This is a genomic window from Flavobacterium sp. 1355, from assembly GCF_017833415.1.
Classification (GTDB): domain Bacteria; phylum Bacteroidota; class Bacteroidia; order Flavobacteriales; family Flavobacteriaceae; genus Flavobacterium.
The window spans coordinates 59,539-74,968 of the sequence record NZ_JAFICC010000012.1 but is presented as its reverse complement, the minus strand read 5'-3'; the positions used below and the strand labels follow the sequence as shown (position 1 = coordinate 74,968).

Sequence of the window (15,430 nt, the reverse complement as noted above, 5' to 3'; positions counted from 1 at the left end):
CACATTAAGAATTGGCACATTATCTAATTAAAATCTATCTTTGCAGCTTTTAATTTATTAGGGAGCGAAACTTCTAACTTTCAGCCTCTAACTTCTAACTTTATATAATGATTACAGTTAACGATATTTCGGTTCAGTTTGGTGGAACTACATTATTTAGCGATGTTTCTTTTGCTATAAACGAAAATGATAAAATTGCCCTTATGGGTAAAAATGGTGCGGGAAAATCGACACTTTTAAAAATTATTGCAGGAGAAAACAAACCTTCAACAGGAAGTATTTCTACTCCAAAAGATGCAGTTGTAGCGTACTTGCCACAGCATTTACTTACTAAGGACGGTTCGACTGTAATGGAAGAAGCTTCAAAAGCTTTTGGTGAGATTTTTAAAATGAAAGCCGAAATTGATGAAATCAACGAACAATTGACCGTCCGTACTGATTACGAAAGTGATGAATACATGAAATTGATCGAAAGGGTCTCTGATCTAAGCGAGAAATTTTATGCTATAGAAGAAATAAATTATGAAGCTGAAGTTGAGAAAATTTTAATTGGTCTTGGTTTTGAACGTGAAGATTTTACACGTCAGACTTCTGAGTTTTCAGGAGGATGGAGAATGCGTATAGAACTTGCTAAAATCCTTTTGCAAAAGCCCGATTTAATTTTGCTTGATGAGCCGACGAATCACATGGATATCGAAAGTATTCAGTGGTTAGAAGAGTTTTTGGTAACTTCTGCAAAAGCTGTTGTGGTTATTTCTCATGACAGGGCGTTTGTAGATAATATTACAAATCGTACTATCGAAGTTACAATGGGAAGAATTTATGATTACAAAGCAAAATACTCTCATTATTTAGAATTAAGAAAAGACCGCCGTATTCATCAGCAAAAAGCATACGATGAGCAGCAAAAAATGATTGCTGACAACAGAGCATTTATTGATCGTTTTAAAGGAACTTTTTCTAAAACAGATGCCGTGCAGTCTCGTGTAAAAATGTTGGAAAAACTAGAAATTGTTCAGGTTGATGAAGTAGATACTTCTGCTTTGCGTCTGAAGTTTCCTCCGGCACCGCGTTCAGGGCAATATCCTGTGGTTGTAAAAGATCTATCTAAAAAATACGGAGACCATGTTGTTTTTAAAGATGCAAATATTGTAATTGAAAGAGGCCAGAAAGTAGCTTTTGTTGGTAAAAATGGAGAAGGAAAATCGACCATGATCAAAGCAATAATGAAAGAAATCGGTATTGATGAAGGAAGTGTTGAAATCGGGCATAATTCTCAAATTGGATATTTTGCTCAGAATCAGGCTTCTCTATTAGATGAAAATGCTACGATTTTTGAAACTATCGATAATATTGCTGTAGGAGATATCAGAACGCAGATCAAAAATATTTTAGGGGCTTTTATGTTTCAGGGTGATGATATTACCAAAAAAGTAAAAGTGCTGTCAGGTGGTGAAAAAACACGTTTGGCAATGATTAAATTATTGTTGGAACCTGTGAATTTATTGATTCTGGATGAGCCTTCCAATCACCTGGATATGAAAACTAAGGATATTATTAAAGATGCTTTACGTGATTTTGACGGAACCTTGATTTTAGTTTCTCACGATCGTGATTTTCTTGATGGTTTGGCAACAAAAGTTTTTGAGTTCGGAAACAAAAGAGTAAAAGAGCATTTTGAAGATGTTGCAGGTTTCTTAGCACATAAAAAAATGGATTCTATGAGAGAAATCGAAAAATAATTTTCGGCTACATTTATAAAACTAAAGCGCAAGTTAATCTTGCGCTTTTTTGTTTTGTTACTGATTGTATTTAAATCCTTATTCCTGGTGGAAGTAATTCTTTGTATTTGGGATTCTTTTTGATAAATAATGCGATTTTGGGTGAAATAGGCATAATTCTGAATTTCTTTTCACTGACAATTTCCATGATGTTTTTAAGCAAAGAATCAATTACAGCTTGATTATCATAGCCTTCCGGCGTGTTGATTTTGGTTAAGAAGATCTTTTTTTCCTGAAATGAATATTCAACAGAAAGTAATCCTTCCCTAACCATGGTTTCAAATTGTCTGGCAAAAGTATTGTCTTTGATTTCCATAGTTTCAATAGGCTCCATATGTAAATAGTTTTGGGGGTTGTATTTAAAAATGATAGAAAAAGAACGGTAAAATGACATGGTACAAAACCTTACTAAAAGGTTTTAGATGTGGAACATTTGATTACAAAGGTAATCATTTGATTCTCAATATGAAATTATTTTTTAAAGCACCATAATTAAAGTAACTTCTTACTTTTTGGTTTTTGAAGAAATAAATGGTGTAAGATTTGTAATGCATCTTAATAAAAAAAGTATTTTTATGCTGAAATTGAACATTATAACAATAATACGTTTTCTGTAAAATGAGTAGAATTCCAGTATATTTTATGCCTGGTCTGGCGGCAAGTCCGGCCATTTTTGAGAGAGTCAAATTGGATGAAACTGTCTTTGAAATGTGTTTCTTAGAGTGGGAGATTCCGATGTCAAAAGAATCTTTGTCAGATTATGCACTTCGGATTTCTAAAAGCATTAAACATCAAAATCCGGTTTTAATAGGGGTTTCTTTTGGAGGGATTCTGGTTCAGGAAATAGCAAAACATATAGAGGTTCGTAAAGTAATTATCATTTCGAGTGTAAGAAGTTCTCTTGAGTTTCCGAGAAGAATGAAAATTGGAAAAACAACCAAAGCCTATAAACTGATCCCGATGAAAGTGCTTTTGAATATCGAAAGCCTTGCAAAATATTCTTTTGGCGAAAAAATTAATAAACGAATTCAATTATATGAAAAATTCCTGTCAGTTCGGGATTTGCGCTATCTCCAATGGGCGGTAGAATCTGTAATCCTTTGGGACAGAAACCAAATTGATGAAAAGGTAATTCATATTCATGGAGACAAGGACGAAGTATTTCCTATAAAATATATTAAAAGCTGTATTATAGTAAAAGGAGGAACTCATATTATGATCCTTAATAAATATAAATGGCTGAATGAGAATTTGCCTTCGATTATATTGGAGGATTAGAGATCTTTAAATTTCAATACACACAATCTTGTCATCCTGAGCGAAATCGAAGACCATACAAGAAACTCCGCACAGGAATTCCTTAAAGTAATTTTGCTAATCTTTGTTGAGTCACTTGTGTGGCTTTCGTTCCTCAGGATGGCATACTTTGCGGGAAAGACAAAAAAAATCCCAAATGCCAGTAATTGGAATTTGGGATTTAAATATTGTAATTTAAAAAAGAAGTTTAAATTTTCTTCATTTGTTCTTTCATCATTGTAATCTGCTCTTTCAGCATACCTTGTTTGTCAAGTTTCTTAGCTTCATTCAATAAATTGGTTGCCTCCAGTTTTCTTCTTCGTGACATAGCTACTCCTGCAAGGTTTAATTTGGCTACAGCCAAATCCATATCCATAGATAATCCTAGTTCAATTGCTTTTTTGAAATGTTTCTCAGCCTGGTTGATATTGGTTTGAGACAACATAATTCCGTGCAGGTAATTAAAATAGCCTTGTTGCTTTCTTACCAATGCTGCTTCGGGATTTTTAATGTATGCAAGCCATTTTTTAGCGCCTTCAAAGTCTTGTTTTCTTAATTTAAGGAAAGCCAAAAGGATAAATTCATTTTTAAAGTAAAGAAAAATTGGAATAGCAGTAAGCAAAATAAGGAAAATTCCATTTCCGATATTACTCTCTGTAAATTGCCAAACAGCAGCAACTACTAGAAGTGCGGCCAGAATAAGTTTAATATTTTTGTGAAACATAATTAATGTAAATTTGTGATTGCAAAGATAGTAAAAGGAATTAAAAATATTTTTATAAAACTACTTGCCAGAAAAAAAAGTCTTTGTATATTTGCACTCGGTTTTCGAATAACGATATTCAAAAACAGAAAAGAGATATTAGACACCATTTTAAAGATACAAAGCAATGAGCAAAAGAACATTTCAACCATCGAAAAGAAAAAGAAGAAATAAGCACGGATTTATGGACAGAATGGCTTCTGCGAATGGAAGAAAAGTTCTAGCGCGTAGAAGAGCAAAAGGAAGACATAAATTAACTGTTTCTAGCGAACCTAGACACAAAAAATAATGTTTGTATAAACATACATAAGGCGATTACTTTTTTAGTATCGCCTTTTTTTATACCTTGTCGGTAAAAATTTTCTCAACATTCTAGTTTATAGCCCACTAGAAACGTTTTTTAAAATCTTAAGTAACTACACAATACATACAAAATGCCTAAAGACACATCAATAAAATCAGTTTTAATTATAGGTTCAGGACCTATTGTTATTGGTCAAGCTTGCGAATTCGATTATGCGGGATCTCAGTCTGCGCGCTCGATTCGTGAAGAAGGAATTGAGGTTATCTTGATAAACTCAAACCCAGCGACGATTATGACCGACCCAACTATGGCCGATCATGTTTATTTGAAACCATTAACTACAAAATCGATTATTGAAATTCTGAAGGAACATCCACAAATTGATGCGGTGTTGCCAACAATGGGAGGACAAACGGCTTTGAATTTGTGTCTGGAAGCTGAAGAAAAAGGAATTTGGCAGGATTTCGGAGTAAGATTAATTGGAGTTGATGTAAACGCGATTAATATTACAGAAGACAGAGAACAGTTTAAACAGCTTTTAGAGAGAATAAATGTGCCAACTGCACCTGCAAAAACAGCTACTTCTTACTTAGAAGGAAAAGAAATTGCTCAGGAATTTGGTTTTCCATTAGTAATTCGTCCATCGTTTACACTTGGAGGAACCGGAGCAGCAGTTGTTTATAAAAAAGAAGATTTTGATGAGCTTTTAACAAGAGGTCTTGAAGCTTCTCCAATTCACGAAGTTTTGATCGACAAAGCTTTGATGGGATGGAAAGAATACGAATTAGAGCTTTTAAGAGATAAAAACGACAATGTTGTTATCATTTGTTCGATTGAAAATATGGACCCAATGGGGATCCACACAGGAGATTCGATTACAGTAGCACCGGCAATGACTTTGTCTGATACTACTTTCCAGAAATTACGTGACTACGCCATCTTAATGATGAGAAGTATCGGAAATTTTGCGGGAGGATGTAACGTACAATTTGCAGTTTCTCCAGACGATAAAGAAGATATCGTAGCGATCGAGATTAACCCTCGTGTATCTCGTTCTTCTGCATTAGCATCAAAAGCAACGGGTTATCCAATTGCAAAAATTGCTTCTAAACTCGCTTTAGGATACAACTTAGATGAATTGCAAAATCAAATTACAAAATCTACTTCGGCTCTTTTTGAACCAACTTTAGATTATGTAATCGTAAAAATACCACGTTGGAACTTCGATAAATTTGAAGGATCTGACAGAACTTTAGGTCTTCAGATGAAATCTGTAGGTGAGGTGATGGGAATCGGGCGTTCTTTTCAGGAAGCACTTCACAAAGCCACACAATCTTTGGAAATTAAGAGAAATGGTTTAGGGGCAGACGGAAAAGGATACAAAGATTACGAACAAATTATCGAGAAACTTACTTACGCAAGCTGGGATAGAGTTTTTGTAATTTATGATGCCATTGCAATGGGAATTCCGTTGAGCAGAATTCATGAAATTACAAGAATCGATATGTGGTTCTTAAAACAATACGAAGAGCTGTATGTTTTGGAGAAAGAAATTTCAAACTATAAAGTTACTAATCTTCCTAAAGAATTATTGCTGGAAGCAAAACAAAAAGGTTTTGCCGACAGACAATTGGCGCACATGATGAATTGTCTGGAAAGTGAAGTTCACACTTTGCGTATGGACATGAACGTCAACCGTGTGTTTAAACTGGTTGATACTTGTGCAGCAGAATTCAAAGCTAAAACACCTTATTACTACTCAACTTTTGAGGCAGAAATCGAAAAAGTAAATGGAGAGCGTTATGTGGATAACGAAAGTATCGTGACAGACAAAAAGAAAGTTATCGTTCTGGGTTCAGGACCAAACAGAATTGGTCAGGGAATTGAGTTTGATTATTCTTGTGTGCACGGAGTTCTAGCAGCAAAAGAATGTGGTTATGAAACCATCATGATTAACTGTAATCCGGAAACTGTTTCGACAGATTTTGATACGGCTGATAAATTATACTTCGAACCGGTTTTCTGGGAGCATATTTATGACATTATTCAGCACGAAAAACCAGAAGGTGTAATCGTTCAGCTTGGTGGTCAGACGGCACTTAAATTAGCAGATAAATTATCTAAATACGGTGTAAAAATCATCGGAACCAGTTTTGATGCACTTGACTTAGCAGAAGACAGAGGACGTTTCTCAGATTTATTGACAGAATTAAATATTCCTTTCCCAAGATTCGGAATCGCTGAAACGGCAGACGAAGCTTCGACTTTGGCAGATACTTTAGATTTTCCGCTTTTGATTCGTCCTTCTTATGTATTAGGTGGTCAGGGAATGAAAATTGTAATCAACAAAAAAGAGCTTGAAGAGCATGTAATCGATTTGTTAAAAACAATTCCTGGAAACAAATTGCTTCTGGATCACTATTTGGCCGGGGCAATCGAAGCTGAGGCTGATGCAATCTGTGATGCTGACGGAAATGTATACATTATCGGAATTATGGAGCACATTGAGCCTTGTGGAGTTCACTCTGGAGATAGTAACGCAACATTGCCTCCTTTTAACTTAGGAGAGTTTGTAATGCAGCAAATTAAAGATCATACTCATAAAATTGCAAGAGCTTTAAAAACGGTAGGTTTAATCAATATTCAGTTTGCAATTAAAGATGATACAGTTTACATAATTGAGGCAAACCCTAGAGCTTCAAGAACAGTTCCGTTCATCGCAAAAGCTTACGGAGAACCTTATGTAAACTACGCAACAAAAGTAATGTTGGGTCACAATAAAGTAACTGACTTTGATTTTAATCCGCAATTAAAAGGATATGCAATCAAACAGCCGGTTTTCTCTTTCAGTAAATTTCCGAATGTAAACAAAGCATTAGGACCGGAAATGAAGTCTACAGGAGAAAGCATCTTGTTTATTGATGACTTAAAAGACGATCAATTCTATGAATTATACTCTAGAAGAAAAATGTATTTGAGTAAATAAGAACCTCAAACCCTGATAACAAAAAAGCTCCATATGATTATGGAGCTTTTTTTATATGGAAATATTCAGGATTATTCCTGTCCTGTATCATATCTATAACTAAAAGCGCCTTCGGTTACTTTTGTTGTGATAGGGTTAGTATCGCTAATTGGTTCGTCATCATCATCTACACAATTAAACGAAAATGTTCCGGTTACTTTTTTAGCATTTAAGTCAATTGCTGTAATTGATAATGAACCATTAACAGGATATTGACTTTTTCCTTTACTGTTGAATGAGATTTCAACTTGTGTTTTAGATGCATCAAATGTATTTTTTGTTATAGGATATGTTCCAACTTTTAGATCGCTTCTCTTAATGTAAAGCCTAATTTCATCTATAAAAGTAGTGTTTCTTCCTTGTAAAAGAATATATTCTTCTGCCGGATACATTTCAAATAATGTTTTTGTAGCATAATCTGAGCCAAACGGATTATTCATTTGCCACAAAGTTCCGTCAACTTTTGCAGTCATTGCAACTTTTGATGTTTCGGGCTCATCATTTGGGGAGCCACTGTCGCTTGAACAGCTGTTTAAAGCCAGAAGTAAAAAAAGAAATAGGATTTTTGGTGTTTTCATTGTTTTGGATTTTTATTAAGCGCCAAATGTAAAAAATAATAACAGGTTTTGAGATTAAAATAAAGATAATAATAATTGGAAATTAGCTAAAAAAGCTCCATTACTGGAGCTTCTTAGTTAATTTTTTAAATTCTAAATTCTAAATGTATTGTTTAAGCATAATTAATTTTTAATAATTTTATGTGTTTCTAATTTTCCATTTTTCCTTATTTGTAAAAAGTAATGGCCATTTTTTAAATTGGACATATCAAGTCCGGAAACTTTATTGGTTTTTCGTTCTGTTTTTAAACTCCCTGTATCATCATATAATTTTAATTCTAAAACTTCATTACCAGATTTTTTTTGTAAAGATGATTCTTGATTTTCCTGAATATTTAAAACTGTAGAGACTGGGTTGGGGGATACTACAAAACTATTTGATCCTCCATTTTCGCAAGAACTGATGACGGCAATATAATATTGAAGCCATTCAGAAAAACCACAGCTATTGCTGGCTCTCACCTTAAAAGCTACATAATTGAATGGCGGTGCAAAATTAAGGGAAATTAAAATTTCATCACCTTGCATAGTTGCATAATGATTATCTGTAATACTTTCTATCTGCCAGGTTGTATACATATCCTGACCTTTTATACTAGCTCTAAAAAAATTGTTTTCTGTAGTGTTGCTATCCCGACACATCGTTAAATCTTCATTACCATAATTTATATATGGAACGCCTATCCAAACGCTATCTCTTATAGTTTGATAGGGAAGTATAGCATCAATATATCCAGCTTCACTAACAACCCATGAATCTAAGGGTTTTACTGTTATACTACTATTGTTTGAGGATACAATTTGTAGATTAGGTGAAACTTGCCAGGCAACAGAACTTCCTCCGTTTTGTAATGTGTAAGTGCTCCCTTGTGTATTACTGCAAAATTGTGCGCTGCCAGTGAGTGTCGGCACTGCACAGCTATTGCTAATTGTGTTTCGTAAGAGCTGAAAACTGTTGATTGCGGTTCTCATTCTAAATCCCTGCCCTGGAGTAAAATGATCTCTAGGAGAATAATATGACATTATATTTGTTAGATCAGGACTGTATCCATTGTAACTGTAATTACCATTATCTGCCGGTGTGTCGCAAACCTCATCACCACAATAATCACAATTAGTACGTGGAATTGCTTCAACGCATCCATCATCATTTCCCACTGTTCCATAAAAAGTATGATGTAGATTTAAACAATGTCCAATCTCATGAGGTGAAGTTGGTGACAGTGCATAATCTTTTCTGATTACTAATCTGTTCGAAGGAATATTGATTGCAGTTCCTGTTATAAATCCATTTGATACGTTCCATAATGTATCAACGATATAATAATTTATTGAATTTGATTGATTATTAGTCTGGGCAAGGTTTTCTGATTCTGTTTTATTATCTATTTGTTGATAATTTGTGTTATTAATAAAGTCATAACCAGCATTCACAAAATAGATATTATGTGAATTGTAAAATTGATTCAGGTTGTTAATTATACTTGGCAACTGATTTACCTGAATTCCGCCGTTTCCATAATTGTCCCTTACAATATGAAAGTAAACATTGATGCAATAAGAAGCATCTTGTGCAGCAGCAAGTTCTGAAGCTGTAAATGTCTTTTTAGAAGCAGAGGCAGGAGCAATTGTAGAAGTTCCACAGACTTCCTGACTGTAAACATAAGAATTGATACTGAAAAGAAGGAATAAGAGTAATTTTTTTTTCATAATTTAAATGGTTAAGTTAATACATGATTTATTCTTTTTTAATCGCATTAAAAATAATAAATAAATTCATACATTTATCTAGAGGCTTTAAAAATAAATAAGTAAATATTTATTTTTTTAACTATTAAAGTGTTATTATTTTTGTTAAAGTCCATTCAGGCTTTGAAATTTTTATGTTTTTTCTTAATTGACTTTCGATCTCCTTTAGTAAAAACTCCAAAATAATGTTAGTTTTTGGTAGCAGTTCATCCACATTAAAATAAAAAAAGCTCCAATCACTTGGAGCTTTTTCTAGAATTTGGATATTATAAATTATTCATTTTGTCCAAATGACATATTATCTCTGGTATTCTTTTGTACTGAAATAGCGCCGAACAAAGCTAACAGAAAAGCAAATGCATAAAAACCTTTTTCGCTTGGCAAGATCGTTGCATTCCATAATCCTATAACTAAAAGAACTATAGATAAAAGTGTTCCAAACCAGCAGATTCCGTAGTAAATATCGGTAACAGGTAGTTTTTCAATTCTGTCTCTCACGCTTTTTTGCAATGAAACTACAGCAAAAAGACCGAACATTAGAACAGTAAAATAATATCCTTTTTCGTTTAACAGCATTTCAGCTCTGGCAAGTCCAATTATAAATCCTACTGTTCCTGCTCCAAGAGCTACCCATGATGCCGCTATAAAGGCATTTGATGTTTTTTGTATCATGTTTTATTATTTAGGTTTTTGGTATTCAATAAATGAATGATGTAAAAGTAATTAAATTCATTTAACATCAAAATCAAAATAAGTAGGAATAAACTTGATTTAATTTTGTGCTGAATGTAAACCAAAAGCTTAAAATATTTCTCAGGTTGTTTAGCTTTTATTATGTGCATTTAGAAAAAAACAAGACGAAAAGTAGTGTAAAATGAGGAGTTCTGACTAAGAGGTTTACTTTATTTTAGTTGTGATTTCGATACGATTAAAAATAAAAAAAAGCCTCAGTTATGAGACTTTTTTTGAAAGTAAGATTATTTTTGAATCAGTTGCTGCAAAGGTTTTAGCTGTTCCATGTCAATTTTAGATTCTTTTAAAACACTCATTAGAGTCATAATGTTATTTGGGTTCATGTCTTTTCCCAAAACGCGTACAACAGCAAAACCATTTTCTTTTTTATTGGCAAAGACTACAAACTCCTCGATGTTTTCGTCTGTACCAACATAACTTATCGATGCGCCTTCTTTTCCTGAGCCAAATTTCATTAATTCCTGATATTTGGGATCTTTCAAAATTGCTTTGACTTTGGCTCTTTCAATTTCAAATTCCTTTTCATTTGTTGCATTCGCTTTAAATGCAAGGATATTCATTTTGTCAAAAGAGTTAACCGCTTTTGTTTGCTCGGCAGATAACTTTGTTTTCTCTAAGTTTAAGATCGAAGGCGAAACATCAAGAGCTATAAAATTTTTGTTCTCTGTATTCTCTACAAAATATTTTTGCAGAGAAGGTTTAGATTCACAACTTATTAAAGTTAATAAAGCTAATATGGCTGAGGTAAAGACGCTGATTTTCATCTTATTTTTTGCTTTTAGAAGCTTTTTTTAAGTCAGAACCGCCAGGAAGCTGCATTTTGTCTGTCAGGACAGAGATTTCATTGATATCAAAATTCCCCGTTAATGACAATAAAACACTTTCGTTGTTTTTAGCTCCGTCAATAAACATCAGTAATTCTTTTACCTGAGAGTCTGTAGCACCAGATTTTACAGAGATTCTTACGTTTCTGCCACTGTCGCTTACCCGCATTAATTCTTCTAATCCTGAAGATTTGACATATTTGTCAGCAGAAGCTTTCATATCAGCTTCAATCTTTGGGTTTTTTGTGGTAAAGACTTTTAGGTAGTCTAATTTTTTGATCAGGTTAATATATTGCTGCATTTCCTTATCAGAAGCATCAACTTTTACCTTACTCATTAAATCGAACATTTTTTTGTTTACGATTACTGAGGTTACATCGTCTTGACCGTCATATTTGTCAAAAGCACCTTGTGCATAAAAAGCAGTACTTACAAATGCGAAAACTATTGTTATGATGAAATTTTTCATTGTATTGAATTTTAATTATTGTTTGAAGATTTTGTTTTTTGATTGTTCGTATTCCTGAATGTATTGTACACTTTCTATACCTACATTCACATTGTTTGACAACATAGCCAAAGCTTTTTGCGTTGCTGCGAGAGCTTCTTCAGGATTGTCATAGGTTCCTAATTCTGATTGCGCTACAACCGGAGGTGCATTTTTTTCGCTCACATACATAAAGGTTCCAATTCCCAGTAAAACAACAACAGAAGCTGCAATTGATAACCACGCCACATTACGTTTCTTAGATTGTAGTGGTATCTCCTGCGTCGATTTTTGTTCTTTTACCTGAGAGAAATAACCAAACATTGGTTTATACTGCTCCAAATGCTGCGCAACATCCGGCGAAGAAAAATATGCTTTTAATTCTTTTTCTTCTGCAATAGTGGTTTCTCCCTGAAAGTATTTTTCTATTATATTTTCTATTCTATTTAATTCCATAACGGTGTGTATTAAGCATTGATTCTCTAATTTTTTTTCTCGCTCTCGAAAGCGCTACCCGGATAGCGGTTTCATTCATGTTGACAATTTTCGCAATCTCATCAAATTCATATTGTTCAACATCGCGTAACTGAATTAATATTTGTAATTGTTCTGGCAACTCGCCAATTATTTTTTCTACCCATTCCAGACTATCTGCATCTTCCAGTTTTTTATCCAATTGTGGATGCCTGTCTGTAAAATTGTTATGTACAATTTGTAGATTTCCTGCTCTTTTAGATTTTAACTGATCGAGGCAATAATTTTTGGTCATTGTCATCGCCAGTGCCTCAACGCTGGTATAAGATTCTAAATTTTCTTTTTTATTCCATAATTTAACCATCACTTCCTGAGTTGCATCCTCGGCCTCTTCTGTACTGGTAAGCAATCTTTTTGCCAGACGAAAAACTTTGTCTTTAAAAGGATTAATTAATTCTATAAACACAATTTGATTCATGTGTGGTTTTTTTGGTTTTTGGTTGGTTTATAAACTATTTATAATGTATGGCGATTTAGTATTTTTTATAAAAACTTTATCGTGTTAATCAAACATTATAAATTAGTTTATATAAGCAAGACGAGACACAATTATTTTTGTTACAGGCAAGTTGTAAAATTTATTTAAAATAATTCTAATAAACTTATAATTGTTAAAACTAAAGGTAGTATTTTTACGTTAATACTTTTATAATATCTATTTTATGAAAACAATATTAAGAAGTTTACTATTATTAATTCTACTTGCTTTTTCCTTTCAATCTTGTGAGGATCAGGATGATGTTGAGTCTCCGGCAGACTTACAGGTAAATGATTTTATCTGGAAAGGGCTGAATCAGTATTATCTTTGGCAGGAAGATGTTCCTAATTTAGCAGACGACCGTTTTAATAATCAGGATGCCCTAAATTCTTTTTTAAGAGGATATTCTGATCCGAAAAATTTATTTGAAAATCTTTTAAATAAACCAGCAAGCAAATTTCCTAAAGGAGAAGCAATTGATCGTTTTAGCTGGATTGTTGATGACTATACAGTTTTGGAACAGGAACTACAGGGAACTTCTAAAAATGACGGAGTTGATTTTAGACTAAGTTATAAGCCGGGAAGTTCAACAGACCTGGTTGGATATGTTCGATATATTATTCCGAATTCTGATGCTTCTACAAAAGATATAAAACGTGGAGATCTATTTACAGGAGTCAACGGAACACAATTGACGATATCAAATTACAGACAATTACTTTTAGAACCTGAAAGCTATACTTTAAATCTGGCACAATTCAACGGGTCTACAGTAGAATCTAATGGAAAATCACTTTCGTTGGTAAAAACAACTTTGGATGAAAATCCTATCTTAATAAACAAAGTGATAGTTTCCGGAAGTCACAAAATTGGGTATATGATGTATAATGGTTTTTATGCCAATTACGATACGCAGTTAAATGATGCTTTTGGACAATTAGCAGCGCAGGGAATTACCGATTTTGTTTTGGATTTGAGATACAATGGAGGCGGATCGGTAAAGACAGCAACACGTTTGGCAAGTATGATTACAGGCCAGTTTAAAGATCAGATTTTTGCTAAAGAAAAATGGAATGCTAAAATTAATGCAGCCTACGAAACTAACGATCCGGAATCTTTAAATAACAGGTTTGTAGATAATATTAACGGGACAAAATTAAACAGCCTGAATCTTAGTAAAGTTTATATCCTTACATCAGATGGTACTGCATCTGCAAGTGAATTAATTATTAACGGACTGGCTCCTTATATTACAGTGGTTCAGATTGGTGATTATACAGTGGGGAAAAATGTTGGTTCAGTAACTTTATATGATTCTGAATCATTTACAAAAAACAAAGTAAATCCAAATCATAAATATGCCATGCAGCCTCTGGTTCTTAAGATTGTTAATTCTGCCGGTTTTGGCGAATATACAGATGGCCTTAAGCCAACTTATGAGCAATTGGAATACATAACAAATCTTGGAGTTTTAGGAGATCCTTCAGAGCCGTTGTTGAATACTGCTATTTCAAAAATTACAGGTGCTGCAGCTAAAAGAATACAACAGGACAGAGGAAAAACATTAAAAACCTTCATAGATGCAAAAGCAATAAACGGAATACGAAACCAAATGTATGTTGACAAAGCACCGGAAGGGTTTTTAAAAGCATTAAATTAAGAATAAACAAAAAGGCTTTCATCACTGAAAGCCTTTTTTTTCCAAAAAAAATAAAAAAATAAAGTGTAAATTGATTAATCTAAAAAATAATTAAATAATTATTTTCTTAGGCATTTATTAGTTAAAGTAGAATCCGTTTGGCCCAACTCCAACAGCTAATTCCTTTATCAGGCTTCCTGTTAAGCTATACACATAAGCTTTACTGTCTGCTTTAAAATTACCACCATCAGCTATATATATTTGATTGTTGTTTACTGCAAATCCATATAAATAACCAACGTTTGAAGTTAAGATTGCAGTTTCTGATGCAGCCGTAGCAGCTGTACTTATTGCATAAACTGAATTTCCGGCAGTATAGTAAATTTTACTATTATAAATGTCTAAAAATCCTGCACCATCCAGACTTTCAGGAAATGTTATTGTAGAGGTTGTTTTATCTGATAATTTTACTTTAACAATTTCACTTCTGTCACCATAAGGCGCTCTCAAAATGTATAAAATGCCATTTTCCTCTTCCATAGTATCAGAAGAAAAACCAATAGTTACTGGAGTTTCAAGTGCTTTGGCAGTGATGTTTACTACTAATAATTTATCACTATTGTAAGGCTCAGTAATGTAAAGTTTTTCATCTTTTAAAGTAATTCTGTTCCCTGTAGCATTCAATTCTATTTTAGATTCCACTTTATAAGTATTCAGGTTAATAACAGCAACATAATCATCTGTGTTCCCATTTGGATTTGTGTCTGAATAATAAGTGTTTGCATTTGTAACATAAGCTTTTCCATCTTTTACTACACCATATCTTGGATTAGCCAATCCTGAATCAACCTTTGCAATTAATTTAAAAGTATATCTGTCAACCACATTAATTACGTTTGAGCCACCTGAAATAATGTAAGCTTTCTCATTGTCAAAAAAGATGTTTTGAGCATACTTTCCAAGTAAGTCGCCTCCATTTGCAGCTGTGTAAGCATCCTTGGTAAAAGAAGTAAAATCATTAGTTGAAAAAGAAACAGTACCTTGTCCGGCACTTCCTTCATTCAAAATAAAAAAACCATTTTCATATGCTCCTTTAGTTGTATTGTCATCATCACTCGAACAAGAAACAAATAAAGAAAGGCTAAATGCTGCTAAAAGCAGTTTGCTAAATTTCATAATA

Annotated in this window: 15 protein-coding genes; 5 read left to right on the top strand and 10 right to left on the bottom strand. The window is 33.3% G+C overall.

Translation table 11 applies throughout. The annotated features are described in order from the left end of the window. Positions 1-107 precede the first annotated feature (107 nt). Positions 108-1,742 carry an ABC-F family ATP-binding cassette domain-containing protein gene (locus JOD96_RS16195; protein WP_209565270.1) on the top strand — a complete coding sequence of 545 codons (1,635 nt, stop codon included), beginning with the start codon at positions 108-110 and terminating at the stop codon, positions 1,740-1,742. A 70-nt stretch (positions 1,743-1,812) separates the two neighbouring features. Here the strand turns inward: JOD96_RS16195 and JOD96_RS16190 are convergent, their stop codons facing one another. Next, on the bottom strand, positions 1,813-2,115 hold the full coding sequence (locus JOD96_RS16190) for a GNAT family N-acetyltransferase (protein ID WP_245188430.1): 303 nt from the start codon (positions 2,113-2,115) through the stop codon (positions 1,813-1,815). Positions 2,116-2,399: 284 nt separating this feature from the next. On the opposite strand from JOD96_RS16190, the gene JOD96_RS16185 reads away from it, so the two are divergent. Next, positions 2,400-3,059 carry an alpha/beta hydrolase gene (locus JOD96_RS16185; protein ID WP_209565269.1) on the top strand — a complete coding sequence of 220 codons (660 nt, stop codon included), beginning with the start codon at positions 2,400-2,402 and terminating at the stop codon, positions 3,057-3,059. Between the two features lie 226 nt (positions 3,060-3,285). Here the strand turns inward: JOD96_RS16185 and JOD96_RS16180 are convergent, their stop codons facing one another. Next, a complete protein-coding gene (locus JOD96_RS16180; RefSeq protein ID WP_209565268.1) occupies positions 3,286-3,801 on the bottom strand; it encodes a DUF2892 domain-containing protein in 516 nt (171 codons plus the stop codon). Positions 3,802-3,967: 166 nt separating this feature from the next. On the opposite strand from JOD96_RS16180, the gene rpmH reads away from it, so the two are divergent. Together rpmH and carB are read left to right on the top strand one after the other, a co-directional pair. After that, positions 3,968-4,129 (top strand): 50S ribosomal protein L34, encoded by a 162-nt coding sequence (rpmH, locus tag JOD96_RS16175; protein ID WP_008464848.1) that lies wholly within the window; start codon positions 3,968-3,970, stop codon positions 4,127-4,129. Positions 4,130-4,274: 145 nt separating this feature from the next. Continuing rightward, positions 4,275-7,130 carry a carbamoyl-phosphate synthase large subunit gene (gene carB, locus JOD96_RS16170; RefSeq protein ID WP_209565267.1) on the top strand — a complete coding sequence of 952 codons (2,856 nt, stop codon included), beginning with the start codon at positions 4,275-4,277 and terminating at the stop codon, positions 7,128-7,130. Between the two features lie 71 nt (positions 7,131-7,201). On the opposite strand, the gene JOD96_RS16165 is transcribed toward carB, so the two are convergent. The 7 genes from JOD96_RS16165 to JOD96_RS16135 form a co-directional block, all read right to left on the bottom strand. Further along, on the bottom strand, positions 7,202-7,747 hold the full coding sequence (locus JOD96_RS16165) for a DUF6252 family protein (protein WP_209565266.1): 546 nt from the start codon (positions 7,745-7,747) through the stop codon (positions 7,202-7,204). 162 nt (positions 7,748-7,909) lie between these two features. Next, complete coding sequence (locus JOD96_RS16160; RefSeq protein ID WP_209565265.1) at positions 7,910-9,496, bottom strand: zinc-dependent metalloprotease; 1,587 nt, start codon at positions 9,494-9,496, stop codon at positions 7,910-7,912. Positions 9,497-9,808: 312 nt separating this feature from the next. Further along, positions 9,809-10,207 carry an inner membrane protein YiaA gene (gene yiaA, locus JOD96_RS16155; RefSeq protein WP_209565264.1) on the bottom strand — a complete coding sequence of 133 codons (399 nt, stop codon included), beginning with the start codon at positions 10,205-10,207 and terminating at the stop codon, positions 9,809-9,811. A gap of 305 nt (positions 10,208-10,512) precedes the next feature. Next, entirely contained in the window at positions 10,513-11,052 is a 540-nt protein-coding gene (locus tag JOD96_RS16150; protein ID WP_209565263.1) for a DUF4252 domain-containing protein, read from the bottom strand. A gap of 1 nt (position 11,053) precedes the next feature. Beyond that, on the bottom strand, positions 11,054-11,581 hold the full coding sequence (locus JOD96_RS16145) for a DUF4252 domain-containing protein (RefSeq protein ID WP_209565262.1): 528 nt from the start codon (positions 11,579-11,581) through the stop codon (positions 11,054-11,056). A gap of 15 nt (positions 11,582-11,596) precedes the next feature. Further along, a complete protein-coding gene (locus tag JOD96_RS16140) occupies positions 11,597-12,055 on the bottom strand; it encodes a hypothetical protein (RefSeq protein ID WP_209565261.1) in 459 nt (152 codons plus the stop codon). After that, complete coding sequence (locus JOD96_RS16135) at positions 12,042-12,551, bottom strand: RNA polymerase sigma factor (RefSeq protein ID WP_209565260.1); 510 nt, start codon at positions 12,549-12,551, stop codon at positions 12,042-12,044. The genes JOD96_RS16140 and JOD96_RS16135 overlap by 14 nt, the downstream gene beginning before the upstream one ends. Positions 12,552-12,795: 244 nt before the next feature. Between JOD96_RS16135 and JOD96_RS16130 the strand changes: the two genes are divergently transcribed. Further along, on the top strand, positions 12,796-14,271 hold the full coding sequence (locus tag JOD96_RS16130; protein WP_209565259.1) for a S41 family peptidase: 1,476 nt from the start codon (positions 12,796-12,798) through the stop codon (positions 14,269-14,271). Positions 14,272-14,388: 117 nt separating this feature from the next. Here JOD96_RS16130 and JOD96_RS16125 read toward each other — a convergent pair whose 3' ends face one another. Then, positions 14,389-15,426, bottom strand: coding sequence for a YncE family protein (locus JOD96_RS16125; RefSeq protein ID WP_209565258.1), 1,038 nt, complete (start codon positions 15,424-15,426; stop codon positions 14,389-14,391). Between the last annotated feature and the right edge of the window lie 4 nt (positions 15,427-15,430).